This is a genomic window from Polyangiaceae bacterium (assembly GCA_016715885.1).
Classification (GTDB): Bacteria; Myxococcota_A; Polyangia; order Polyangiales; family Polyangiaceae; genus Polyangium.
The window spans coordinates 480940-505530 of the sequence record JADJXL010000025.1; the positions used below are offsets into that span (position 1 = coordinate 480940).

Sequence of the window (24591 nt, forward strand, 5' to 3'; positions counted from 1 at the left end):
TTGCACAGCGCACGAGCATGCGACCATTCTTTGAGCACAAACGATTTTCGGTAGGGTTTGTCCTGGCAGCGATCGTCAGTTCGAACGCATCTTCCGCGTTTGCAGACGATCTTCCGCCGCCTCCTCCGCCGCCGCCGGGGGCAAACACGACGCCGCCACCGCCCGTGCCGAGTGGGACGGGTGTGCTCGACGCACCGCCGCCGCCTCCGCCGGGCGTGAACGTGGAGCCTCCGCCGGCAACGACCAGCGCGAAGCCGCCACCACCGCCTCCGCCGACGTCGACCGCGCCCGATGAGCCGCCGCATTTAGCGCCACCTCCGCCGCCTCCTGGGACGACGCCCGCGAAAAAAAAGAAGAGGCCAGCGCAGGTTGCGCCCCCAGCACCGCAATCGACGGTAGACTCGGCGCGATATGCCGAAATCATGGCCAAGTATCGCGAGGACGAAAAGCCAAAAAAGCCTCCGTACACCGGTTGGTATGGTTGGAAGTCGCTGATTGGGCTCGCTCCGGTGTATGGTTTGTTTGCAGTGGGAATCGTCACGGATGAAGAAACGATCTTCATTCCTGCGGCCGCGGGGGCGATTCTCGTCAATCCCATTGCTCATTGGACGCATGGCAACAAGGGGCGTGGATGGCTGAGTTTCGGGATGAATTTCGGGGCACCAATGATTGGATTCTACGCGACCGGTAGCGGTTATGGTGCATTGGCGGGTTGGGGGTTGTGGCACGCCTTCGACGTAGCCGTGCTTTCGCATGCATCGACGCCCGAGCCACCCAAAACGGCGCTTGGCATTCAATCGTTTGCCGTCGTGCCGATGATGGACAAGGATCGCAAGGGTTTTACCATCATTGGTCAATTTTGACTCCGGCTGTCGCAATTTGGAAAAACTTGTTGCACATGCACGCTGCACGCGATAACGCACGTGCATGGACGCACACGAGGACGACTTTGCCGCTGCACGAACGCCTTCCATCCTAAAAATCTCGGGCGGCATTGGACTTTTGGCGGGGGCGATCATCATGCTGACGGGGATCCAAACGCTCTCCGGATTCATCCTCACTCGCCGTGCATTCATTGGATCCATCGTTTTGCTGATCGTGGGCGCAGGACTCGCATTCGCCGCAACGACGCTCATGCGCGCTCGCGCATCGGGAGCCATACTTCAAACGACGTTTGCAGGCGTCGCGCTCTTGGCATCAGCGCTTTGGCTGCTGCTCAGCGTGGCAGGCGGCCTGGTCTCGCTGTTCGGCCTCGCAAGTCCGCTACTTTCCGCAGCGGCGCTGGGGCTCGCCATCGCGTCGCTCGGACCGTGCGACAAGGTCAATGTTGCGCGAAAGCGGCTTGCCGAAAAGGGCTTGGAGCTTGGAGTTTGACGCCAATACCGCGTTTCGAAGAGCACGACGAACGCGACAGTTGGTGCTCCCACGATTTCCATGCGTGCACTCGGGCCCGAGATGTTGTAGTTCTTTGCTCGTGCTTTTGTCGATGTCCATCATGAACAGCAAGAAAACCTTTGGAATGATCGCACTGTCTGTGACATTGGGAACAGGCTGCTCGCGTGCACCCGCGGAACCCGAGCCCACGTCGACCAGTGCGCCGGCCGCGCCGGCGGTCGCGCCATTGCAATGGACAGTACCGAGCTCGTGGACGACGATGGATGTGCCGCGGTCGGGTCCTCAAAAGGCGGGATATCGCATTCCGCAAGTGGGCAACGACAAGGAGGAAGCGACGCTCGAGGTTTTCTTTTTCGGAACGGGCGCGGAGGGTAGCCCCGACAAACACTTTCAATCGTGGTTCAAGCAATTCGATGGTGACGTCGAAAAGACCGCGAAACGCGAAAAGTTCTCCGCGGGGGCGCTCGAAGTGGAAATGATAGAAATTTCTGGCACTTACAAGATTCCGCTGGGTCCGCCCGTGGGCCCGAAGAAGAAGGCACCGATGCAAATGGTGAAGGAAAACTTCCGATTGCTCGGAGCAGTCGTCAAAACGCCGGATCGGGGAAACTGGTTTTTCAAGCTGGCGGGGCCGAGCGACACGGTGGAAGCAGCTCGCGGGGCATGGAAGACGGTGCTGGAATCAGCGAAGTAATGCGAATCGGCGCAGCCCGAATCGTCAAGGTACGGGGCCGCCGGGCTTTTCGTGGTCCCATGCGAATGCGATGGTATTGCACGGCGCCGAGAAGATGCGCACGTCACCATCCATGCCGACTTCTTCCGCGGCGGTGATTCGAGATTCGAAAGCAACGTTGCTTTCGGCAAACCCGAGCAGCTCGCACATTTCTTGATCCCCGAATCCCCATTTCACGGTTTCGCTGCGGTCACTGTGGTATTCGCATCCGAACCGATATCCTTCGGCACCCGTCATGTCGATGGGATCGGCATACACGCGGCCGTGAGCTTCGCCGTCGTACGCCCCCAATTCGATGATGGTTTCGCCGTTTCTTGGTCCACCGAGTATCTCGAGGAAAAACCCTTTTGCCATGGCGTGGGTGTGGGGCAGAATGAAATATACTTTGGGGTCGAACGTTTCTCCTGCCGCCGCGAATTTGTCCGTGAGCGTGCATTCCCCAACGAACCTCGATTTGGCATGAGGCGGAATGGCCAAACCATTATAATCGAGGTGGAATGGGACGAGTTTGTGGGCGACCTCTTCTTTGGGAATGCCGTAGATGCTGAGCTTGAGCGTACCCGTGGCGGGCGACGAGGATGGATTGAGCAGGTGGACGTCGCCAATGATGCGTGAATAGGGAGGGATGCGCACGGCGACGCCATCGGGAAACTTTTGGACTTCGCGCGTGGCCTGCGTGGATTGCGCGTACAGGACGCCGCCGGAAAGGGCTGCGCTGACTTGATTATACCCGCGATCGCTGCACTTCCATACGCCATCCGGGCCGACGAACTCATCGGATGGGACGAATGTCCAATTGGAATGGTGCGACCACTCGTCTTGTTCGAGCTCGACGGCATTGACCCAGATTTCCGTGGGATTGTTCATGGTGAAGCTTTGGCAAAGCCCTTTGATTTCTTCACCCGGCTGAACCGTGAATGAAGCAAACTCGTGCTTGATGGGCGTTCCCTTCAGGGCCTCGCACGTGCCCGCAGCAGTCGCATATTGGCCGGTGGAACATGGTTCGCACCGAAGGCCTGCCGAATCGTCCACGCAAATTTTTTGGCTCGCTGCGCAATCGAGCATCTCGCAAGGGGTCGGGCCTGCTGCGACCGGATTCGTATCGTTCGGGCCACATCCGGCCACGAACGTGAGCGCTGCTGCAACGCCGAGCAATGAGAAGCGGAATCGAATCGTCATGGAAGCACCTCGTGACAAGCGTCTCGCCACGCACGTCGACCGTGGCGAACCACCAGTTTTGGCATATGAAAGCACAAGACTGGGCCTGCGGCGTGGCAATTTTTACCACGTCGTCACCTTTCCTCGCGTAATGCATTTCTCGTCCCGAGCTCGTTATCCGCGCGATTGCGATCGACGCGGACGTGGGTCCAGTTTTTACTAGCGCGACGTATTGACACTGCGTTAGGGTGGTACTTCCAATAGCGACATCCGACTGCTTCACGCCATGGAGGTCGACCGTGTCCGACGAACGAGATACCCGCGTTGTCCGTTGTCCCGAACCCTTCGTGCCGCTTTTTCAGGAGGCCGAACGGATCATGGAGGGCTTCTTTGGCGAGCTGAAACGCGAGCCTGAAAAAGGACAACTTTCCGTGGGCGGCGCTCGATATGTCCTGATGCGCGCGGATTCGTTCAGTTTCGAGCTGCACGAGGAGCTACGCAAGACGTTCGGGGATGCGGGCGCTCGACAAATACGGTACAAGATTGCGCGAGCACTCGGCCGCAGAGATGCTCGCGCATACCACGAGAAGCTCGGCGTGACCGATCCCCACATGAAACTGGCGCTCGGGCCCGTGCACTTTGCGCACGTCGGCTGGGCATTCGTCGACATTTTTCCGGAAAGCAAACCGTCACCCGACGAAAATTACTTTTTGGCCTACACGCATCCGTATTCTTTCGAGGCCAACGCGTACCTCGAACACGGCCTGCGATCGAGACTGCCCGCGTGCTCGATGAATTCAGGCTATTCGAGCGGCTGGTGCGAAGTCAGCTACGGCGTGGAGCTCGAAGCACAAGAAATTACGTGTCAAGCGATGGGGCACAAGGATTGTGTGTTCGTCATGGCACCACCGAAAACGATCGGCGGATTCGTTCGACAATACAAAGAAAAGTACGGCGTCGCCTGATTGGCCGGAAGTCATCGAGGGTCCGGCTATGGATGACCGTGCTTTGCGGCTCGAGAGGCATCTCGAGAATGTCTACCTCGTGGCAAGAACGTTTGCCGCAATCGAGATTCACGAGCCTTCAGCTATTGCCGACACGCTGTTATCGCTTGCGGGGACATTTCTGGGGCGCGATCACGGCGTGCTATTTCTAGGCAACGAGGTTCACCTCGAGATTGCGACACTCAGGGGCGATTGCAGTGAAGATACAATCGCAACGGCCATGTCGCTCTGGCAGCGACTCGCCAATGATCAAATTGCGCAAGTCGTACCGCCGAGCGAGCTTGCTGCGTTTGCGACGTTATCGTCGGAAATCTGCATACACGGGCTTGTTTCCGTCGCTTTGACGGTGCGCGATCACGTGCTCGGGCTGCTCGTTCTGGGATCCGGCCGTGACGAAGAAGCGTTTGACGACGCGGACTTGGCATTCCTCACAGCGGTTGCGGGTATTGGTGGGCTTGCGCTTTCCGCAGGGAATGTGCTGCTCACGCAGGCCGCGCTTTCACGGGAGCTCGAGGACACAGCCGCGGCGGAGCGACGTCAGGCGGAAGAAAAAGGCCGCGTCATTGAAGAATTGGATACGAAGCTGCACGTGATCGAACGGCAGCACCGCGAAATCCTGACGCTTTCAGCGCCCATTCTCGATGTCGGACCCGGGACGCTCGCCGTGCCGCTCATTGGGGCGCTCGACGCTCAGAGAGCCGATGAAATCATGGGGCGCCTCTTGGCCGAGGTTTCTTCGCGAGCTGCGCGGTTCGTTCTGTTCGACATGACGAGCGTCGAAGAGATCGATACTGCAATGGCAGCGCATTTCGTGAATCTGATCTCCGCGGTGGGGCTGATGGGTGCCGAAGGGATGGTGACGGGAGTTCGGCCCAAGGTCGCGCAGGTGATGGTGGAATACGGCGTTGATTTGGGAAGGGTGCGCCTACTGCCGACATTGCGACAAGGCATCGAAGCGACACGGCGTCGTCAATTGGGAAGTGGGGCGCCGATACGAAAATAAATGGCGCGTTTGGCCCCGCAGATGCGGCACGTGACGTGTGCAATGCGTAGCCTTTCGGCGCCGATCGTTTCGGCAAGGTGTTCTTCGACGCGAACTTCGCCGCCGCATTGAATGCATGGCGTGCTGCGAGCTGCAACTTCGACTTCGGACGCCGACGCAACGCGAATGGGTCTATCGGGTGCTCCGCCAGGCTCGAGCGCCGCGAGACGAGCTCGATCGCGCATGAGCTTTTGCGTGTCGCGATCGGATTGCCGTCGAAGCGCTCGGGCGCCTAATTTTTTCTTGGCCGTCATGAACCTGTCTTTCTCGAATCAAACGAGAAGCTCGAGACCGCGTGTGAGGTAATCACGGGCAATGACGACTTCGTGCACTTCATCCGGACCGTCCGCAATGCGGGCGCTTCGCGCATGCCTATACCATGACGCAAACGGCATGTCGTCGCTGTATCCAAGGCCGCCGTGCATTTGAATGGCATCGTCGAGCACGTTGCAAAGGAGGCGCGCCACGTGCAGCTTCGCCATGGAAGAATAGGGACGAGCTTCCTTGTCGAGCCCTTTTTCGAGCATCGATGCGCAATGGAACGTCATGAGATTGCCGGCATGAATACCAAGCGCGTGATGGGCAATTTTCTGTTGCGTGATCTGATGTTGCGCGAGCTTTTTGCCAAAACTTTCGCGCGTCACCAAATACGGTTTGCAAAGCTCGAGCGTTCGGTCTGCCAAACCGAGCCACCGCATGCAATGCGTGAGGCGCGCGGGAACGAGCCGTTCTTGGGCAAGCCGAAAGCCATCGCCCACGGCGCGAAGCACGGCATCGGGCCGCACGCGTACGGAATGAAATCGGAATTCGCCCTCGCGGTGGTCGAGCACGGGTTCGGACATGGTGGAAATGTCACGCACGTATTCGACACCCTCGGCATGCCGATCGACGATGAACATGGTGGCTCCCGTTCGAGGATCGTCGCTCGTTCGGGCCATGAGGATGAGAAATGCGGCATCACGACCGCCGGTGGAATACCATTTGTGTCCTGAAATGATCCAATCGTCGCCGTCTTTTTCGGCACGCGTGCGCAGATTCGACGGATCGGCTCCGGCGCCGGGTGCCGGCTCGGTCATGCAAAACGCGCTGGTGGTTTCTCCCGCAACGAGCGGCCCGAGGTATCGCTCTTTGATGGATTCGCTGGCGGCTCGGAGCAAAATATCCATATTGCCCTGATTGGGAGCGTCGCAATTGAATACCTTGGCGCCAACGGGAGATCGGCCCATTTCACGAAAAAGGGCACACATTCCCATGATTCCCAAACCAAGCCCGCCATACGACGGCGGCAAGTGCGGAACCCATAACCCCGCAGCTTTAGCCTCGGATTGCAGCCGGCGCAAAGTGTCGTGTTTGCCCGCGCGATCTTCTTCAATGACGGATCGCTCGTGAGGGATGACGCGCTGGTCGATGAACGAACGCACTTCGTGGCGCTTTTCCGCGATGTGGGGGGGCAAATCGAAATTCATGGCGCTTCGACCTTTCTGCGCAGACCATGCCTCACGGTCCGTCGATACGCTTCATACCACGACGGACGTCGAGAACGAGGAGCTGATCCATGAGCGTGCGTATTGAACGAGAAGGCCCAATCACGACCGTGATTCTCGATCGCCCCGAACGTCGCAACGCGGTGGATAGAGCGACTGCAGAAGCGCTGGCGGATGCCTTTCGAGCGTTCGACGCGGATGAAAACGCGCGCGTGGGTGTGCTTTGGGGCGATCACGGAACGTTTTGCGCAGGTGCGGATTTGAAGGCGATTGCGGCGGGAAAACCGAACCGCGTGGATCCGGAAGGCGACGGTCCGATGGGGCCTTCGCGCATGCTGCTATCGAAGCCGGTGATCGCGGCGATCGCGGGTCATGCCGTTGCTGGAGGGCTCGAGCTGGCGCTCTTTTGCGACCTGCGCGTGGTCGAGGAAGACGCGGTTCTCGGCGTGTTTTGTCGGCGTTTCGGCGTGCCGCTCATCGATGGCGGGACGGTGCGTTTGCCGCGGCTCATAGGTTTGTCCCGAGCGCTCGATCTGATTTTGACGGGGCGTGGCGTGGGCGCTTCGGAAGCACTTGCGATGGGACTCGCGAATCGTGTCGTGCCGAAGGGAGCATCGAGACGCGAGGCGGAAGCGCTGGCTCGCGAGATCGCATCGATGCCGCAAACGTGCATGCGAGCCGATCGTATGAGCACATACGAACAATTCGATCTGTCGTTCGCGGAGGCAATGCGGAACGAATTGCGACACGGCTTGCGAGCGCTCGAAGGGGAAGCCGTGCAGGGAGCAACGCGGTTTGTCGAGGGCGCGGGACGGCACGGGAAAAGGTGCTGAACCGAGCGTGAAATCGTCAGCGAGGCGTTTCCCAATCGTCTTCGGCCGAGATTCCGCCTTCGTTCCAGGTCCAACTAATTTTCTGGTAGGTGAAGGCGACTTCTTCACGCTCGGCGAGCTGCGCGGTGAACTTGGAACGCGTGCTCGGCATGCGGAAACTGATGGCGCAGATGTTGGCGTTCGTCAGTCGAACCGTGAAGTGTTGCCGTTCGATGCCGGTCTTGTCTGGCGTGAAAAACTGCAGCTCGAACGATTGGATGTTTTCGTTGGAGGTGAGGATGCTGTAGAGCAGCGGCGAGGCGCGATCGATGTTCTTCGTGACGACGAAGGGCTTGTGCACGCGTTTGCCCGTGGGCCGGCCGCTCGCGGGGTCACGCGGCCCCACGATTTCGTGCATGGCACCAATGACTTGAATGGTGCCTTCCCGACCCTTTTGGGTGACGGAACCCAAAATGGGGCCCTGTCTTTGCGCGACGATTTTTAGGTACGCGTTCAGGGCCATGGAGGGTCCACGAGGTACGGAGCAGACGCGGCAAATAGCTTAGTGGTCTTCGAACCTTACGACAACGGAAATTCTGATAAAGCTACAAAGAAAAACCGGGCGGCCCCCAAAAAGACCGCCCGGTGTTTGTCATCCCGAATGAGGGACGATCAGACGTTCGGGGCTTCCCAATCGTCCTCGGCCGTGATGCCACCCTCGTTCCACGTCCAGATGATCTTCTGGTACGTGAAAGCGACCTCTTCGTACTCGGCGTACTTCATGAGCTCGGGGTTGCGGTTGTTCGGCATGCGGAAGCCAATCGACGCGATGTTCGCGTTCAAGAGGCGCACCGTGTAGTGATTGACCTCGGTGCCGACGCCTTGCTGCGCCTTCACTTGCGGCGTGTAATGGTCGAGTTTCCACTCGGGAATGTTCTCGTTGTTGACGAGCGCGTTGTAAAGAAGCGGCGAGGACTTGTCGAGCTCCTTGGTGATCACGAACGGCTTGTGCATGCGCTTGCCGGTGGGCAAACCGCTGGCCGGATCACGCGGGCTGATGATCTCGTGCGAGACCGCGATGACCATGATGCTGTTCTCGCGACCCTTTTGCGTCACGGAACCCTTGATCTCGCCTTGCTTCTGCCCCTTCAAACGGAGATACGCATTGAGAGCCATGTCAACCTGACCTGATTCCTTCGCGGGTCCTCATCTGGGCTCAGTCTACGCCCCATTGCGCGCTGGCAGATGTCTCTCCGATAAGGAATCGAGTTTCGAGTGGTCCTCGCGATACGCCAATAAGCGTCGTGAGGTGGGCCGTATTCTTGGCCATTCGCCAGAGACGTCAAGCAATTCTTTCATCTCTCGATCTCTCGACGCAAAAGCCACCTCCAAGCGCTGTCGTGACAGCAAAACTTTTCACGACACCCATGCATGAAGCACTGCCGACATCGATGGAGACTCTTCGAGATCACTCGTCAATTCAGTGACACGACGAATTCTTCGCAATGGCGCGATCGAGCCGTTGACGAGTCGCCACGATTATGCATCGACGACCGCACGCACGCTCAGATGCCCGCGTAGATCCCGCTGCCGCTCGCTGCAGCCCACGACATGGTGCTCGTCGAACGCGCAAGACCAAAGCGGCCGCGACGATCAATCGCGATGGCTCCTCCCGTCGAACCAAGACGTGCATGCAAGCGCTGGATGGCGCTGCGCGTGGCTTGTTCGGGCGTGGCTCCTTCACGCATGGACTCGGCGATCACGTGTGCAATGCACAAGCGGATCATGCCTTCGCCATGACCCGTCGTGGACACGGCTCCTGAAGCATCATCAGCATAGGTACCTGAACCGATGAGCGGTGAGTCGCCCACGCGACCAGCTCGCTTGTTGACCATGCCCCCCGTGCTCGTGGCCGCAGCAAGCAGGCCGGATTCGTCGATTGCAACGACGCCGATGGTACTTCCTGCCCAACCCGTCGGCCCCGTACCTGCCCGTGCAGACGCGAGCGCCGCGATGGCAGCTTCGGTCACGAGCTCCGCTTCGGGTACCGGGACAAACCCGTGCGTCCGGGCAAACCTCGCCGCACCTTCACCCGCATAGAGCACGTGCTTGCCGTCTTCGAGCGCTCTGCGCGCAATCGAGATCGGATTGCGAAACCCGGCGAGCGCGCAGACTCCCCCCGCCCGCAAGTCACGCCCCTCCATGATGGACGCGTCATGCACTACGCGACCATCTTCATCGAGACACGCTCCCGTGCCCGCATTGAACAGCTCGTCGTCCTCGAGCGCTCGCGCAGCGCGCTCAACCGCGTCGAGCGCACTTCCACCGCCACGCAGCACGTCGAGCCCCATCTGCGCAGCACGCTTGCAACCCTCGACGTGAAGCGCATGCCTTTCAGGCTTCACATGCCCAGCACCACCATGCACGACAACGCCAAAGCGCCCGAGCATCCCATCTTCGGAAACGATGTCTTCGCTCATCGACAAGGCGCCACGGTAGCGCGAAGCGACGTCGGACGCATGCTGAACACACGCACATCGCAGCGCGGATCAAGGCACGTCGGATGTGCGTTTCGCATCGAGTACGTACGTCATGCCGCACGGAAGAGCCGCAAAGACCGGCGGGTTCGACGTGACGAGATCGGAACAATCCGAACCGCTCGTCGGCGCGTAGTCGTAGCTGAGTTTGCCGGTGAACGCCGTGTCGTCCTCCGCGATCTTTCCATCGGCGCGATCACGGCGCTGCACCGAGCACGGAGGCAACCATGGTTCGCTGTTCTCGTCGCGCATGTCGACGACGACGGCGGTGTCGAACGAAAACGAGTGTTTGTCGGAACCGAGTTTGCCCGTGGTGAGCTCGGAGCCGTTGTTCCACCAGTAAATGAGGTCGACGTCGCGCGACAAACGCACCTCGAAACTCCACGATGCAGGTGCATCGATGACCCCAGCACCGCACGAGTTTGCGTCGAGCTTTGCGTCGACGGCAAAGGTGCCGACGAAGTCTCCAGGGCCGTCGGGATCGTAAGGTTTGTCAAGGCACGCAGAAAGCGGTAGCGCCGCAAAAGCGACGAGAAGCGCACGCGAAAAGGGTTCGTGAAGCATCGCGACGATGGTGGCGCGACGAGCCCGCGAGGCCAAGCGCGGTGTGGTTTGCTCGTGCCGTGCGTAAACAAAAGAAAAACGGGCCGGAGGAACACCCTCCGACCCGCTCGGCCCTGACAGCCCATGGGGTCTTTCAAGTGGCTGGAATCAACCTGCTACGCGCCCAGAGAGCACTCGCGACGTTCGACACAACCACTTCCACGACACTTCCACAGGCCGCTACCCCGGGGGCCATTCGGTCAACTGCCCGAAACCTCCGGGTTAGAGCCACAGAATTCGCGCATGGTGACCATCCCTCCTCCGGCGTGCCGGCACCCCGTGCCCAATCGTTCGTGCGATCGGCAGTGTGGGTGTTCGTGTTGTTCGTCGCTGCGGACATCGCAACGAATTTTGCTTGCGCCAGCACCGGAGTGCTCTCCAGCAGGACCAACCCCGGGCTTTCGCCCATCTGGCACGAGCAAAAGGTATCACTGCGAAGCTCCGGCGCAATCGACAATGCCAGAGAGCAGTTACCCTTCAGCCGGCTTCACCGCTCGGGGGATCGGTCGGAACGAGCCGCACGTCGTTGGCGGCTCCATGCTGCACCGAGCGCTTGTAGTGCGCGCGGATGGCATCGAGAAACGATTTGGGATGCACGCCGCTGCGAACGATGCGCCTGCGTTGCGACGGCAGCGTCAACGATTCGACGGTGAGCGACGTATGGGTCGCATGACCGAAAGCTGCAAGCGTCACGACGGCGATGACTGTGGCACCATCGCTGCGCCTGCGGATGGTCAGCGTGCGCCGCACCTGCTGCTCGTCCTCGGACCACGCCGCAAGCCATTCGAACGTCGCCACCTCGGGACTCATGATGACGAGGCGCGTCGGCATGGGCGTGCGCGGATCCTGCGCCGCGACGACCGCTTCTTGAAAGCCTCGCACGAGTTTGCAAGGCAAAGGAGCGATCGCGCCTTCGACTTCGAGCACGAAGCCAAGCTGATTCAAGTCCACGGTCTCATGATGCGCAGACGAACCCGAATTCCCGTCCATGATCACGATGGGACGATACACGACCGAGCATCGCTAACGTGCGGATTTTTGACGGTTTTGGAGCATCCGGAAAGGTCTGCACCGGGCAGATGTTGGACTATCCGAGCGCGGGTAGTCTGCCCCGCATCGGTGCCCCGCAGACGCCGTCGACTCAGGGTTCGCACGAACTAGGACTAGGCAATCGCCCGATGTCCGCATAAGGTGCGCCCAAACGTCTGATCCTCACCAGCGGTGGCTCGAGCACACTGCAAGGCTCGGGATCACACAGCCGCAGCGAATCGAATGAAGTACTCCCTCTCGCAGATCATCCTGTTCGTCGGCGTTAGCGTCCTCTACACGTATCTGGTCTGGTTCATCGACCGGCTACTCAGTGGTCGTCGCCAGCTCTGGTTCCGCTACGTGGCAGGCATCAGCACCGTGGGTCTCGTCTGTTACGGCGCGACGAAGGTGACGGACAATCACGAAATCGCGGTCGATGTCATCAAGGGAGCGATCGCCGTCGCCGCGGCGGGATGCGTCTTCTACGAGCGTTATCGCGTCATTCAGAAGCGGCCGATCGCGGAGCGATGGAAAAAATTCGTCGGCGTGACGCTCGCCGTTGCAGCGATTGGCGCTTACTTCAACGGGTTCTATTCTCCCTACCCCAAATTCTTTCACCGGTGGGATCAGTTTCATTATTACATGGGGGCCAAGTACTTCAAAGAATTGGGGTACGACGGTCTTTACAAGTGCGCGCTGATTGCACAAGACGAAATGGGCGTCATTTCGCACACCGAAGAAGACGGGCGCACGTATCGCATCGATTTGTCGAAAGAAGCGCGTCACCCGGATCGAAAAATCCGCAATCTCGGTGGTGACAACCTCCTGAAACCCGCCATCAACTTCTTGGAGCATCCCGAAGAATGCACGACGGCGTTTCAGCCGGCGCGCTGGGAGCAATTCAAAGCCGACGTGAAGTTTTTCCGCATCGTCTCCGGTAAAGGTTACTGGGAGGACATGCTGAAAGACCACGGGTACAATCCGCCGCCCGTGTGGACCATCATGGGCCGGTTTCTCTCGGAACTGCATCCGGCCACCGTCGGGTATTGCCAATTCTTGGCGTCGCTCGACATTTTTCTACACCATAGGCATGTTCGCAGCTTTGTGGTGGGCATTCGGATGGCGCGTCTTCGCCGTCGCCGCCATCTTTTATGGCTGCGAGCACACGGCGACGTCGTATTGGACGTTTGGTGCATTCTTGCGCCAAGATTGGCTGTTTTTCCTGGTCCTTTCGGTTTGTTTGCTACGCAAACAATATCCGAAGCTCGCAGGCGCAGCGCTCGTTTATGCCGGCTTGCTCCGCATCTTCCCGGGTCTCGTCGTGGTCGGACTCCTCGTCGCCGTGGGCTGGACGGTCTATCGCAAGCACAAAATGTCGCGCGAGCAGATCCAAATGCTCATCGGCGGCACGGCAAGCGCGGCGGTGCTGATCGCTATATCGATGGCGGTATCCGGGCCGAAGTCGTATTTGGACTTCTACAAACACACGCTGCAAGTGCACGATCAAACGCCGCTGACGAATCACACGGGTCTGCGCGTGCTCATTGCGCACGACATGCCGCGTCAAGCCATCGCGCAGGTCGGCGATACGGTCGCCGCAGCCACCGAAAGTTTGCATCAACGCGGGTGGATTTCGGAAGATCGAGCCAAATCCATCGCAAAAACATTTCATAACGAAGACGCAGCAAGCAAAGCCAGCGGCCGCATGAAGTTCACGCGCAACAACACCTTGAAAGATCCTTTCGAGGTGTGGAAACAAATGCGCAATGATCGTTACAAGAAATATCGGTGGGTCGGTTATTCGCTCATCGCGCTCACGCTGGCGCTCAGCATCTACGTGCATCGCCGATTGAAGTCGCTGTGGGTCGCCCAATGCCTCGGGCAAATCTGGATGATCCTGCTCGCGCAGCTCACCTGCTACTACTACTCGTTCATGATTCTGCTAGCGCCCCTGACGAAAGTGCGTCGCGACCTCGAAGCGCCCATTTTCGGTTTGGCGCTGCTCACGCAGTTCATCTTCCGCTCGACGTTCTACAACGACGACAAATACACGGCGCTCACGCTGGTTTCGCTCGTATTCCTTTACGGCGTGTTCTTCGCGCTCATTCCGAAAAAGGACATCGAAAACCTCCTGGCACGCAAAGCCGACCCGCCCGCTACGCCATCGGCGTCCGAAGCTGCCTGACCGATCACCGTCGCCAATCCACCGTCGGTGGACAATTCCAATCGGGACAAATGAGTAAAAGTGTACGCATCCCTCTTGACACGGAGCAGCGGCTCGTGTGTCATCGCGCGCCATGATGAATCCATCTGTGTTACGACGTTTTTCACTCGCCACAGGATTGTTCGTCGCCGCTTCCCTCGCGTCCGGGCATGCAGCTCACGCGCAGTCTGCGCCCGCCGAGCCGGCTGCAGCAGCGGCCCCCGCTGGATCGGCAGCGGCGGGTGAAGAAATCCCGGCGGATCTGCCCCCCGAGCTTTTGGAACGAATTCGACAAATCGAAAGCGTTGGCTGGAAACATGGGCCGACGACGGGGGATTTGAAGCACGCGACGATTGCGGTACCGGAAGGCGCAATGTTCGCCGACGGTCCTGGCGCTCGGAAATACCTCGAGCTGAATCACAATCCGACGTCGGGCGAGGAGCTCGGGATGGTGGCGGCCGAGGATCTGACGTGGTTTGTGATTTTCGATTTTTCGGACATCGGGTACGTCAAGGACGACGAGAAGGACGAAATCGATGCGAATGCGATTTTGAAGTCGCTCCGAGAAGGCACGGCCGAAGCCAACAAGATTCGTAGTCAACGGGGATGGGATACCGTGACCATCGAGGGGTGGGCATCGTCTCCGCAATACGAGCCGACGACGCACAATTTGGAATGGGCCACGACGCTGAAGAATGACAAATCCGGCAACAAGAGCGTCAATCACGACATCCGAATGCTGGGTCGAGCTGGCGTGATGCAAGCGGGATTGGTGGTAGCTCCAGAGAATTATGCGCAGACGCTTCCGAATACGCGCAAGTTGCTCGAAGGATTCACCTTCAAGGATGGTCAGCGGTATTCGGAATTCAAGCCGGGTGACAAAGTTGCCGAAATTGGTCTCATCGGGCTGATGACGGGCGGTGCGGTCGCGGTCGCCGCGAAAACGGGCATTTTGGCGAAGCTCGGTAAGGGCGTCTTCAAAATTGGAGCTTTGATTCTTGCCGCAGGCGGAGCGCTCGTCTCCAAGCTCTTTGGCCGCAAGAAAGACGCAGCGGCGGAATCGGCGGATTCTTCGGAGTCCTGATTTCGAGCGGTAATGACCGACGGCGAAACCTTATACCTCGTTCTCGTCATACTCTACCTGCTCGAAGGAGCAGCCTGGGTGCCTCGAGGTAGCATTGCGCTTTGCGCGCGATCGGCCGATTGGGCCTTGCCGCGACTTCCTCATCGAACGATCGGGAATGCTCGCGGCGGGGCCGTCATCGGTTTTCCCTTCTTGACGAATGCAACCGTTTTCATCGTACCGCAGTGGCCCGTATCGCTATCGCCGGACGGCGTGCTTTTTTGGGTGGCCGAATCCATGGAGCTGGAAGAGCGACCCGATCATCCGGGGCACTTTTTCCACTTCGATGCGATTCGCGATGTGTCCGCGCATGGCCGTAACGTTTGGCTCAACGGCGAATCCATCCTCGAATTGACGTCGCCGAACATGGCGCGGCAGCTCGTCGAAATCATTACACATTTGCAAACATTGCCTCGAAACGAACGAGCTGCGGCGATTGACGAATTTTTGGCAAAACGTTTCGACGTAGAAGCAGCCAAGTCACGCCTGCGTGATTTTTACGCGCAAACGGCGGGATTGCGCACGTCGAGCTTCGTCTTGTGGCTCGTCACGTTGGTGCTCGTCCCGGCACTTGCCATGCGGCTGGGATTCGAGCGTATCTGGATCGTGGCGATCGGCGCGGTGTATTTGGCAACGTGGGTGACGGCGACACTTTGGGTCCGCTTGCATCGAAAATATTTCCCATTGGAACGACTGGAACGATGGGGATATGCCATCATGCTGGGGCTCGTGCCGGTCAGTGGAATGCGAGCGGTCGACCTTTTGGCAAAAAAGATCCTCCATGATTTTCATCCGGCCGCCGCCGTCGCTGCAGTGGCGCCCCAAAATCGATTGAAGCGATTCTTGTCGTATCTTCTCCGCGATGCACGACACCCGATGTTGCCATCGTGTCCAACCGACGATCCGGACGCTCGGGCGACGGAAGCGTTTTACCGCAATGCCATGACGAATCGAATGGCCAAAATGGCTTCTTCGTTGTCTTTCAATCCGGACGAGCTTTCCGCGCTGCCCGCGGCGACGGGTGACATCGAAGGGGAAATGTGTTGTCCGAGGTGTCATGCGCGATATGCGCCCGAAATGCGCGTGTGCGAAGATTGCGGAGGGGTTGGGCTCGAACCGGCAAAGATCAAAGATCTTGCCGTGGCGTGACGAATCGCGCGTGCCTGTAAGAATCCGGCGTCGTTCATGTGTTCATTCGAACGAATGCGTGGGATAAGCGCATTACAATCGCGTGTCGCTCACGAAAAAAAACGACTTCACAGACGAACGAACCATTTCCAACACCGTCGGGATCGTGCGACGATGCAGAGGTTGCAAAGGAGCCACCAATGCGAAGTCTGACGCGCCGTACGGGAATTTTGGGGCTGTTCGTGATTACGATGGGGTGTGCGGCCGCAGGCTGCGGAGATGGCACATCGACTGCGACGACGGGATCCGGTGCTGGAGCATCGGGGGGCAGCGCGGGAAGCAGCTCGGGCGGCATGGGTGGTGAAGCTGGATCGGGAGGCTCCAGCGGAGGCGCGGGCGGGACAGCGGGGCAAGGCGGAGGCGCGGGCCAAGGCGGAGCCGGCGGCGGCATGGGTGGAGCTGGTGGCGGCGGCCAAGGTGGCGGCGGCCAAGGTGGCGGCAGCTCAGCGTGCAATCCCGGTGAGACGATGCCGTGTTATACCGGCGACCCAGCGACCAATGGCGTTGGTGAATGCACGGGCGGAACGATGGCCTGCGTCAATGGCCAATGGGACACGACATGTGCGGGCGAAGTGCTTCCCAGCGGCGTGGCCGATGTCTGCGATGGCAAAGACGAGGATTGCAATGGCCAAGTCGACGATGGCTTCGGTCAGGCCACGTGCGGAATGGGCGTATGTCAAATAACGATTGACGTGTGTGCCAATGGGCAGGTCCAGACGTGCACGCCGGGGATGGCATTGCCTCCGAAGTGCGACGGCTTCGACGAAGACTGCGATGGCGAAATCGACGAGGCTGACGAGGGCTGCACGTGCACCGACGGAGCGACGCAGGCTTGTTATTCGGGTGCATTGGGTACGGACGGCGTCGGTGTATGCAAAAAGGGCGTGCAAACGTGCGTCAATGGTGCGTGGGGCGCTTGCGCAGGCGAAGTGGTACCCACGGCGGAGACGTGCAACGCGCTCGACGACGATTGCAATGGCATCAAGGACGACGGTCTCGGACAAACGACTTGTGGCGCTGGACAATGCACCAAGACGGTCGACAATTGTGTCAATGGTGCGGTGCAGCAATGCGTTCCCGGCACGCCCATGCTCGAGGAATGCAACAACATCGACGATGACTGCAATGGTTCGGTCGACGATGGGCTCGGTAATGTCGCCTGCGGCGTAGGAGCTTGTCGCGTCACGGTTTCCGCATGTGCAGGTGGTATGCCGGCGACGTGCGTCCCCGGCAATCCGACGGCTGAGCTATGCGACGACGTCGATAACGATTGCAATGGCATGGTGGACGATGGTAATCCTCAGGGCGGCGGCCCCTGCACGACGCCTCTTCCGGGCATTTGCGCCTCGGGCGTGCAGCAGTGTTCCTTCGGCACATTGTTATGCGTGCAATCGGTCCAGCCAGTTCCCGAGCAATGCAACGGTCTCGACGACAACTGCAATGGCAGCACCGACGAGGGCAATCCTGGCGGAAGCCAATCATGCTCGACGGGGCTGCCTGGTGTTTGCGGTACGGGACAAACGAGCTGCGCGGGCGGCGCCATCACGTGCATTCAAACGGTCTTCCCTGCGGCAGAGAGCTGCGACGGAATCGACAACAACTGCAATGGCACGGTGGACGACGGCAATCCTGGCGGAGGTGGCGTCTGTTCGGTCGCCGGTCAGCAAGGTCTTTGCGCGCAAGGCACCCTGTCGTGCTCGAACGGGTCGCTCGTTTGTACGCAAACGGTCCAGCCTACGTCGGAAACGTGTGACAACAAGGACAACGATTGCGACGGCACCGTCGACGAGGGCAATCCCGGCGGCAGCCAAGCCTGCACGGCCGCCGGGCAGCTCGGTGAATGCGTAAAAGGGACGACCGTATGCAGCGGCGGCAGCGTCACCTGTTCGCCCGGCATGCCATCCACCGAGGTATGCGACAACAAGGACAACGATTGCGACGGCACCGTCGACGACGGCAGCCCCGGGGGCGGTATGGCGTGCCAAACCCAGCTTCCCGGCATCTGCTCGGCAGGCGTAACTGCATGCTCCAATGGCAGCATCGTCTGCAATGCCGTGCAATCGCCGCAAGTCGAAAGCTGCAATGGCCTCGACGACAACTGCAATGGCGTGGCGGACGAAAACAACCCTGGCAGCGCGCAATCATGTATTGCTCCCGGCCAGCAAGGCAGTTGCGCGCTGGGCACGACGACGTGCAGCTCGGGCAGCATCGTCTGCCTACCCGGCCCATCGCTGCCCGAAATCTGCGACGGCGCGGACAACGATTGCGACGGCACGACCGACGAGGGCAATCCCGGCGGCGGCCAAGTTTGCACGCCCCCCGGCGCGGTCGGCGAATGCGCCAAAGGAATCACGTCGTGCAGCGGCGGCGCCCTCAGTTGCATACCGGCCAGCCCCACCACGGAAATCTGCGACGGCAAAGACAACGATTGCGATGGCTCGATCGACGAGGGCAATCCGGGCGGCGGCGGAAACTGCAACACGGGCAACCCCGGGATTTGCAGCGCAGGCACCGTGATGTGCGTGAACAGCTCGCTCACGTGCGTGCAAAACCAAATGCCGGCCGCGATGGATACCTGCGCCAATGGACTCGACGACAACTGCAATGGCGTGGTCGACGAAAATCTCGACAATGACGCCGACGGTTGGGGCGTTTGCGATGGCGATTGTTGCGACAGCCCGGTCGATTGCGATCAACCGCCGCTCGTCAATCCAGGCGCCATCGAAGTCATCGGCAATTCGATGAACGACGATTGCGACGCTGCAACGAGCGATTTGACGCCGGCCGCGCTCTGCTCGACGGTCGCGCTGCAAACGCCGACCACGCCCATGAAGCTCGTGCAAGCCATGGACCTCTGTCAAACCACGACGCTCAACCCGCCCAAACCGCAAAAGAAATGGGGCGTCCTTTCGGCCACGCTCGTCGCAGCCGATGGCGTCTCCACGCCGCCTGTGGATATTCAGCGCGGCGTGCTCGCGAATTTCGGGCCCAACGTCACGCCACGCAAAGGCGTGACCATGGCCGCACTTTCATCCGGCACGGCGCGCGACGAGACCGACCCCGGCTTCATCAATCCAGACAATGGACTGGCCGCAAGCGGCAATGGCAACCCGCCCCCCGTGTACCTCGCAGCGCACGGCGGAACGCTTCAGACGGCGCCAGGCTGCACGACCGCAAACGACGCCAATGATTCCGCCAACCTCAAGGTGCAGATTCGCGTTCCCACGAACGCCCAATCCTTCTCTTACAAGTTCAAGTTCTACTCGTCGGAATACCCCGAGTGGCTCTGCACCCAATACAACGACTTCTACCTCGCCATGCTCACGTCCGGCGTTGCAGGCATCCCGGCCGACAAGAACATTTCGTTCGATAACTTCGGCAACCCCGTCAGCGTCAACAATGCCTTCTTCGACGTATGCCAAGGTTGCTCGGCGGGCACCAGCGAGCTCGTCGGGACGGGCGTCGGTGGTGTCAATGGCGCTGTCAACGATGGTGGCGGCACCGTCTGGCTCACGACGACCGCGCCCATCGTACCGGGCGAAAACATGACGATCGAATTCATCATCTGGGATACAGGCGACCGATATTGGGATTCCACCGTCCTGCTCGACGCATTCGAGTGGTCCATCAATCCAGGTGTCGTCGCCACGACACCGGGGTGATTCCCCCTCCCTCACCGCCCTCCCAATAGCCCCAATCTCCCCAGCATTCGTCCCACCGATCGGAATGCATCCGCCCGGCCAAACTGCAAAATGTGCCCGCCGTGAAACGTCTCGAGCGGCGCACCAAAGTGATCCGCCAGCCTGCGCGCATGCTCCAGTGGCGTGATCTTGTCACCGCTCGCCGCCAAAATCAGCATTCGGTCGCGATCGATTCGCGGCGGACGCGAAAGTGGACTCACCGGACGATGCACCGCATCGAGCGCCTCGTATTGAAGCTCCTGCTCCCTTGGTGAACCCACGAATCGACCCGCGGAACGCGCAATCTCCGGAATGGACGCGAGCGGAATGATCGGTACGGCAAACGCAAGCTCCTCCTCCAGCGTCGCAAACAGGCTCGTCGTATACCCCCCGAGGCTCATGCCCATGACGCCCACCGACTCGGCTCCCCGCCGCCGAAGATATGCCGAAAGCGTGCGCAAATCATGGATCGCTTGCCGAAACGCTTCATTCGTAATGCGCGGATCACCGCCTGGAAACCGAGGCGAGCGGTCGTCCGTGCGCACCGCATGAAATGGCAAAACGAAAAGCGCCACATCGAGACCTCGCTCGAACAGCCATTGCACCGGCCATATGCGTTCTTCGAGCGGATACTGCCCGCAAAGATACCCGTGAATCAAAATCACCACCGGCCGCGCGGGATTTTCATGTAAAAACAGCCGCGCCGCACCACGTCGATTCTTCGGATGCGCAAGGTATTTTTCGCGCACGTCTTCACAGACCACGTCAAAATGACTCGGCCACGTCACGTCCACGACTTTGCCTGGCCCCGGACCCGTGATCGAACGTACGGGCGTCGTGATTGGCGTAATCTCTCGAGGTTCTGGAAAAAAGGATGTATCGGACGCGTAATGCTCGGCGCGATCGTACAGGTCGCGTAGCTCCTCGAGTCGCGCCATGCGCTCGTCGTGGCTCAACGCTTCCGGATCTGCGTGCCCAGGTTGACGCCTACGCCGCAAAAGCAGCGTGGATCCAATGGCCGAGTCGAACGTGGAGGCTGCCGAGGTAAGAAGATTGCGTATCACGGGTCGCCTGATCATCCGCCATTCGACAGCTCGATGCAAGCAGGATTCTGTCCACGCGCGACGTGTCGCAAGAAACATGATGCTTGCTTTTCACGAACGTGCGGCGTATAGCGCTCGATTGGAACGGAACGTGTAAGGGCTCCGAGCGGACGAACGCCTTACGCCCTTCACACAACGGAAAACCACGTATGATTCGCCACGGAATGAGTCGTCGTTGCCTTGCTGGTTCTATGACATTCGTGTCGCTCGCGCTGAGCGTGGCGCTTTTCGATGGCACCGCTATCGCGTGGGCACAGCCGGCTGCGCCTCCATCGAGCGCACCGATTGCGCCGAAGGGCGCACCGCCTGCGCCTCCAGCAAGCGCTGCTGCGGCAAGTCCCACCCCGGTGCCGACGGAAGTGCCGGCCGAGCCACCGCCTCCGCCCGCGCAAGAAGCCCCTCCTGCGCAGCCTCCGGCCGAGCCCGCGGCCGATTTGGCGCAATGGCAAAAGGCGTACGAGCGCGGCAAAGCAGCGCTCGCGTCCGGGTCATTTCCGCTCGCATCGCAGATATTGAACGACGTGGCCATGCGCGCGCCGGATCCGGGATTGCGAGCGCAAGCGCGCGAGCTCAGCCATTTGGCATCGTATTGGGCGTACAATCGATTGACGCTGATGCCGGCGCAAAATACGCTTCCACCGCGCGTAGATTCCACCGAGCCTCGGGAGGACAAGCGGACGATTGACGAGCTTGCGATTCTTTACGGAAATTCGATCTTATGGGGAACGGGGTTTGGCGTGGTCGTCGGGTTTGCGTCCGATAGTGGCGACGCGTCGACGTTCTTTTTGCCGGCCATTGGTATGTCGGCGCTTGGTGCAGGCGCCCTCGCGCTCATGGACGTGAAGTTTGGTCCCCTGCCTTATGGCGTGCCGCAATCGATTACTTCGGGCATGTACATGGGTCTCGAGGCGGGCATTTACATGGCGGCGATTTTGGAGGCCGAGCGTATCGTCGACCGGGACGAGGAAAAGATTTTGCCTGGTTTGATATGGGGTTCGGCCACGGCTGGCGGGCTCATTGGCGGGCTCATCGGGGCCACGGTGCCGGTGACGCCGGGCCGAGCGTCCTTTACGAGCTCGGGGGCCATTTGGGGAGGCGTGGTCACGTCGTTCGTGACGATAGGCTTCATGGATGGTGATTTCAATTCTGCGCCATTCGTCACGGGATTGATTGGCGCGGCCGCGGGTGGCGTCTCGACGGGCCTCTTGGCGGCGCGGGTTTCGCCCTCGATTGCTCGCGTGCGATTCATCGATCTGGGTGGTGTTGCCGGGGGGCTCCTCTTCGGTGGTCTTTATGCATCGATTGCCGACCGAATGGACGAGCAGGTATTTTCCTTTCTCGCGTCCTCCGGTGTGGTTGCAGGTCTTGCGACCGCGGCGTGGCTCACGAGCGGCATGGATCGCGACGAGCCTCGTCGGGGAGCTCTGCGCAAATCGGAATTTCACATGACGCCCTTCATGACGCCTCAGCCAGGCGGCGGAACGATGGGGCTTGCGGGCAGGTTTTGACGCGTATTACCGGGGCGTCTCGGGTATCCCACACCATCCCCACATCCGAACGATCGGCATTGCGCACAATCGAGATGCTCCCGCATGCCCGAGCGTTCGGGCACCGAGGTGTTCGGCATTGTGCCGACGACCGAGCGTTCGCGCATCGGCATGATGGCGAAGATGCCCGATACGCGACGGCTCGGGCTTCGAGCTGTTCGGCATTGTGCCGACGGCCGAGCGTTCGGGCGTCGAGCTGTTCGGCATTGTGGCGACGACCGAGCGTTCGGCCGTCGAGCTGTTCGGCATTGTGCCGACGGCCGAGCGTTCGGCCTTCGAGGTGTTCGGCATCATGATGATGGCCGAGCGTGTGGGAAACGATACGCCGCGTCGCGTTTAGGCGAACCAGAGCAGCCAACGCAACACCGAAATCTCGGCTTTTCGTCCTATGGGCTCGGGTGGGATGCATCATAGGACATTGCACGTCCGACCGTCGTGATGCCGAGCTTGCATCTCATTTTCGCGCGATGTAGTGATGGCTCCGGGTCGGTTGTCCGACAAGTACATTCTCGAGGGGGACGGGCATATGGCGTCACTGATATTCGCCGATCGGTTTTTCGCACCCATCATGCAACTTGGCTAGACGCGTACACGATGACGATCAAACGATGGAAGATTGGGAGGGTGACGATGCGTAAACCCATGCGCACGATACTGGCGACGGGTTTTTTGGGGGTTGCTACGCTCGGGCATGTGCTGATCGGCTGCACGAATCGTCTTGGCCCAGTCGTGGCTACGCAAACGGAAGGACGGATCGACCGCCCGAATCTTCCGGATGGCATGGTCATACGATCGCGCGATTGCGTAGCCGAATATGGATTGCTTTTGGTACCGGGGCACCACGAATTCAGCGCGACGGTTCGGATGAATGAGGATGGCGACAAAGAGGACGTCACCATTGATGGCATTCCCAACTCGGCCCACGACCTTGGCGCGTGTCTGCGGAATGCCTTGCGCGCCATGCCCATTGCCAAAGAACCTTTGCGTCATGGCGTGGAAACACTAAAATATCAGCGCGAGCATGCGAGCGAGGAACAACTTTCGCTCGCCGATTTCATCAACGTGATTTCCGGCGTGCCCATTGTCGTCAGTCAATTGGTTTTCGAAGCGCAGGGATATACGATTGTGCTTCCGGTCGCCGTAAAGGTGGTGGCCAAGCCGGAGACATTCATCAATGGCGACAATCGCACCATGGCCAAGGTTGGGCGACTGGCCATTGACACGCTTGGCTACGACGAGATCATCACGCGTGCCGAGCAGATGGGCTGGGTCAAAACGGTGCGTTTTGAACAGGCGCAATCAACTGCTGAAAAGAAATTCATTGGCGATGTGCCTCCGACCTCCAGCGCCGTCGTCGAAGCCGCATTCAAGAGAGTGATGACCAGGGCAGCGCCCGCGGCACTTCTAGCGTCGCAAACGGATTCACCCGCCCCCGGTCCCGGGGATCTCGTGGCGGTCGGGATTTTGGCGGTCGGGCTGCTCGCTGTGGGGGCCATTTCGGCCTACGAGATCATTGCCACCGAGGACACGCCAGTTACCACTACGCCTGCACCCGCGTCGGCCGCACAGCCTAAGGCGACGACCGCGCCGCCGGTTCCCGCGCCGCGGAGGTACGCCGGTCAGACGTGTGAGAACGTGGAGCTGGATCGCCTGGAAGACGAGAAGGACAAGATTTGCAAGCCCGAGGGGGGTTTCGCCGCCATCTGCAAGGGTGACCACACGAAGCCAAAGTTCGCGAAAATTCCGTGCTCGGCAATCAAGCTCGCCATCCAGCAACGGCAGGCCTGCAAGGCGGCGCGAGAGCTTATTCAGGACAAGTGTTTCGGCGGCAAGCCGGACCCCGGACACAAGACGGCGATTGATCAAGAGCAGAACGCGGTGAACGCCTGCGAAGCGCTGAAGCTGCTCAATTGCGCAAAAGGCCATCCCATGGCAGGACGGTAGGAGTGC

The 24591-nt window shown here is 59.9% G+C and carries 23 protein-coding genes; 13 read left to right on the forward strand and 10 right to left on the reverse strand.

Annotated features, from left to right (window positions below; all coding sequences use genetic code 11):
* The first annotated feature begins 17 nt into the window (after positions 1-17).
* From IPM54_36915 to IPM54_36925, 3 genes are all read left to right on the forward strand, one after another.
* Entirely contained in the window at positions 18-863 is an 846-nt protein-coding gene (locus IPM54_36915; GenBank protein ID MBK9265354.1) for a hypothetical protein, read from the forward strand.
* Positions 864-927: 64 nt separating this feature from the next.
* The gene (locus tag IPM54_36920; protein ID MBK9265355.1) at positions 928-1374 is read left to right on the forward strand and encodes a hypothetical protein; all 447 of its coding nucleotides are present in this window, start codon (positions 928-930) and stop codon (positions 1372-1374) included.
* A 121-nt stretch (positions 1375-1495) separates the two neighbouring features.
* Positions 1496-2089, forward strand: a complete 594-nt coding sequence (locus IPM54_36925; protein ID MBK9265356.1) for a hypothetical protein — start codon at positions 1496-1498, stop codon at positions 2087-2089.
* Between the two features lie 24 nt (positions 2090-2113).
* On the opposite strand, the gene IPM54_36930 is transcribed toward IPM54_36925, so the two are convergent.
* Positions 2114-3307, reverse strand: a complete 1194-nt coding sequence (locus IPM54_36930) for a hypothetical protein (protein MBK9265357.1) — start codon at positions 3305-3307, stop codon at positions 2114-2116.
* 278 nt (positions 3308-3585) lie between these two features.
* Between IPM54_36930 and IPM54_36935 the strand changes: the two genes are divergently transcribed.
* Positions 3586-4251, forward strand: a complete 666-nt coding sequence (locus IPM54_36935; GenBank protein ID MBK9265358.1) for a XylR N-terminal domain-containing protein — start codon at positions 3586-3588, stop codon at positions 4249-4251.
* Positions 4252-4279: 28 nt separating this feature from the next.
* Positions 4280-5293 carry a GAF domain-containing protein gene (locus IPM54_36940; protein ID MBK9265359.1) on the forward strand — a complete coding sequence of 338 codons (1014 nt, stop codon included), beginning with the start codon at positions 4280-4282 and terminating at the stop codon, positions 5291-5293.
* Here IPM54_36940 and IPM54_36945 read toward each other — a convergent pair.
* Positions 5260-5586, reverse strand: a complete 327-nt coding sequence (locus IPM54_36945) for a hypothetical protein (GenBank protein ID MBK9265360.1) — start codon at positions 5584-5586, stop codon at positions 5260-5262. The two genes, IPM54_36940 and IPM54_36945, sit on opposite strands and share 34 nt — an antisense overlap.
* Before the next feature lie 18 nt (positions 5587-5604).
* Positions 5605-6798, reverse strand: a complete 1194-nt coding sequence (locus IPM54_36950; GenBank protein MBK9265361.1) for an acyl-CoA dehydrogenase family protein — start codon at positions 6796-6798, stop codon at positions 5605-5607.
* Positions 6799-6887: 89 nt separating this feature from the next.
* Between IPM54_36950 and IPM54_36955 the strand changes: the two genes are divergently transcribed.
* Positions 6888-7649 (forward strand): crotonase/enoyl-CoA hydratase family protein, encoded by a 762-nt coding sequence (locus IPM54_36955; protein MBK9265362.1) that lies wholly within the window; start codon positions 6888-6890, stop codon positions 7647-7649.
* A gap of 16 nt (positions 7650-7665) precedes the next feature.
* Here IPM54_36955 and hcp read toward each other — a convergent pair whose 3' ends face one another.
* The 6 genes from hcp to IPM54_36985 form a co-directional block, all read right to left on the reverse strand.
* Positions 7666-8151 carry a type VI secretion system tube protein Hcp gene (gene hcp / locus IPM54_36960; GenBank protein MBK9265363.1) on the reverse strand — a complete coding sequence of 162 codons (486 nt, stop codon included), beginning with the start codon at positions 8149-8151 and terminating at the stop codon, positions 7666-7668.
* A 149-nt stretch (positions 8152-8300) separates the two neighbouring features.
* Positions 8301-8804 carry an Hcp family type VI secretion system effector gene (locus IPM54_36965; protein MBK9265364.1) on the reverse strand — a complete coding sequence of 168 codons (504 nt, stop codon included), beginning with the start codon at positions 8802-8804 and terminating at the stop codon, positions 8301-8303.
* Between the two features lie 389 nt (positions 8805-9193).
* Positions 9194-10108: an isoaspartyl peptidase/L-asparaginase gene (locus IPM54_36970; protein ID MBK9265365.1), complete on the reverse strand. Its 915-nt coding sequence runs from the start codon at positions 10106-10108 to the stop codon at positions 9194-9196.
* Positions 10109-10177: 69 nt separating this feature from the next.
* Entirely contained in the window at positions 10178-10729 is a 552-nt protein-coding gene (locus IPM54_36975) for a hypothetical protein (protein ID MBK9265366.1), read from the reverse strand.
* Positions 10730-11245: 516 nt separating this feature from the next.
* Positions 11246-11779 carry a hypothetical protein gene (locus IPM54_36980; GenBank protein MBK9265367.1) on the reverse strand — a complete coding sequence of 178 codons (534 nt, stop codon included), beginning with the start codon at positions 11777-11779 and terminating at the stop codon, positions 11246-11248.
* Positions 11780-12121: 342 nt separating this feature from the next.
* Positions 12122-12826: a hypothetical protein gene (locus IPM54_36985; GenBank protein MBK9265368.1), complete on the reverse strand. Its 705-nt coding sequence runs from the start codon at positions 12824-12826 to the stop codon at positions 12122-12124.
* A gap of 61 nt (positions 12827-12887) precedes the next feature.
* Here IPM54_36985 and IPM54_36990 point away from each other — a divergent pair, with 61 nt between their 5' ends.
* From IPM54_36990 to IPM54_37005, 4 genes are all read left to right on the forward strand, one after another.
* A complete protein-coding gene (locus IPM54_36990; protein ID MBK9265369.1) occupies positions 12888-13982 on the forward strand; it encodes a hypothetical protein in 1095 nt (364 codons plus the stop codon).
* A gap of 112 nt (positions 13983-14094) precedes the next feature.
* A complete protein-coding gene (locus tag IPM54_36995; protein MBK9265370.1) occupies positions 14095-15084 on the forward strand; it encodes a DUF2167 domain-containing protein in 990 nt (329 codons plus the stop codon).
* A gap of 12 nt (positions 15085-15096) precedes the next feature.
* Entirely contained in the window at positions 15097-16272 is a 1176-nt protein-coding gene (locus IPM54_37000) for a hypothetical protein (protein ID MBK9265371.1), read from the forward strand.
* A gap of 179 nt (positions 16273-16451) precedes the next feature.
* Positions 16452-19973: a choice-of-anchor L domain-containing protein gene (locus IPM54_37005; protein ID MBK9265372.1), complete on the forward strand. Its 3522-nt coding sequence runs from the start codon at positions 16452-16454 to the stop codon at positions 19971-19973.
* Positions 19974-19984: 11 nt separating this feature from the next.
* Here IPM54_37005 and IPM54_37010 read toward each other — a convergent pair whose 3' ends face one another.
* Positions 19985-21055: a hypothetical protein gene (locus IPM54_37010; protein ID MBK9265373.1), complete on the reverse strand. Its 1071-nt coding sequence runs from the start codon at positions 21053-21055 to the stop codon at positions 19985-19987.
* Positions 21056-21258: 203 nt separating this feature from the next.
* Here IPM54_37010 and IPM54_37015 point away from each other — a divergent pair, with 203 nt between their 5' ends.
* The 3 genes from IPM54_37015 (at position 21259) to IPM54_37025 (ending at position 24585) form a co-directional block, all read left to right on the forward strand.
* Positions 21259-22602: a hypothetical protein gene (locus IPM54_37015; GenBank protein ID MBK9265374.1), complete on the forward strand. Its 1344-nt coding sequence runs from the start codon at positions 21259-21261 to the stop codon at positions 22600-22602.
* Between the two features lie 205 nt (positions 22603-22807).
* Entirely contained in the window at positions 22808-22981 is a 174-nt protein-coding gene (locus IPM54_37020) for a hypothetical protein (GenBank protein MBK9265375.1), read from the forward strand.
* Positions 22982-23271: 290 nt separating this feature from the next.
* Positions 23272-24585, forward strand: coding sequence for a hypothetical protein (locus IPM54_37025; GenBank protein ID MBK9265376.1), 1314 nt, complete (start codon positions 23272-23274; stop codon positions 24583-24585).
* The last annotated feature ends 6 nt before the right edge of the window (positions 24586-24591 follow it).

Bases quoted from the DNA above. Each gene is read 5' to 3' on its own strand.
- IPM54_36915 (MBK9265354.1), top strand. From the start codon at position 18: ATGCGACCATTCTTTGAGCACAAACGATTTTCGGTAGGGTTTGTCCTG.
- IPM54_36920 (MBK9265355.1), top strand. From the start codon at position 928: ATGGACGCACACGAGGACGACTTTGCCGCTGCACGAACGCCTTCCATC.
- IPM54_36925 (MBK9265356.1), top strand. From the start codon at position 1,496: ATGAACAGCAAGAAAACCTTTGGAATGATCGCACTGTCTGTGACATTG.
- IPM54_36930 (MBK9265357.1), bottom strand. From the start codon at position 3,307: ATGACGATTCGATTCCGCTTCTCATTGCTCGGCGTTGCAGCAGCGCTC.
- IPM54_36940 (MBK9265359.1), top strand. From the start codon at position 4,280: ATGGATGACCGTGCTTTGCGGCTCGAGAGGCATCTCGAGAATGTCTAC.
- IPM54_36945 (MBK9265360.1), bottom strand. From the start codon at position 5,586: ATGACGGCCAAGAAAAAATTAGGCGCCCGAGCGCTTCGACGGCAATCC.
- IPM54_36950 (MBK9265361.1), bottom strand. From the start codon at position 6,798: ATGAATTTCGATTTGCCCCCCCACATCGCGGAAAAGCGCCACGAAGTG.
- IPM54_36955 (MBK9265362.1), top strand. From the start codon at position 6,888: ATGAGCGTGCGTATTGAACGAGAAGGCCCAATCACGACCGTGATTCTC.
- hcp (MBK9265363.1), bottom strand. From the start codon at position 8,151: ATGGCCCTGAACGCGTACCTAAAAATCGTCGCGCAAAGACAGGGCCCC.
- IPM54_36965 (MBK9265364.1), bottom strand. From the start codon at position 8,804: ATGGCTCTCAATGCGTATCTCCGTTTGAAGGGGCAGAAGCAAGGCGAG.
- IPM54_36970 (MBK9265365.1), bottom strand. From the start codon at position 10,108: ATGAGCGAAGACATCGTTTCCGAAGATGGGATGCTCGGGCGCTTTGGC.
- IPM54_36975 (MBK9265366.1), bottom strand. From the start codon at position 10,729: ATGCTTCACGAACCCTTTTCGCGTGCGCTTCTCGTCGCTTTTGCGGCG.
- IPM54_36985 (MBK9265368.1), bottom strand. From the start codon at position 12,826: ATGCAGTTCCGAGAGAAACCGGCCCATGATGGTCCACACGGGCGGCGG.
- IPM54_36990 (MBK9265369.1), top strand. From the start codon at position 12,888: ATGTTCGCAGCTTTGTGGTGGGCATTCGGATGGCGCGTCTTCGCCGTC.
- IPM54_36995 (MBK9265370.1), top strand. From the start codon at position 14,095: ATGATGAATCCATCTGTGTTACGACGTTTTTCACTCGCCACAGGATTG.
- IPM54_37000 (MBK9265371.1), top strand. From the start codon at position 15,097: ATGACCGACGGCGAAACCTTATACCTCGTTCTCGTCATACTCTACCTG.
- IPM54_37005 (MBK9265372.1), top strand. From the start codon at position 16,452: ATGCGAAGTCTGACGCGCCGTACGGGAATTTTGGGGCTGTTCGTGATT.
- IPM54_37015 (MBK9265374.1), top strand. From the start codon at position 21,259: ATGAGTCGTCGTTGCCTTGCTGGTTCTATGACATTCGTGTCGCTCGCG.
- IPM54_37025 (MBK9265376.1), top strand. From the start codon at position 23,272: ATGCGTAAACCCATGCGCACGATACTGGCGACGGGTTTTTTGGGGGTT.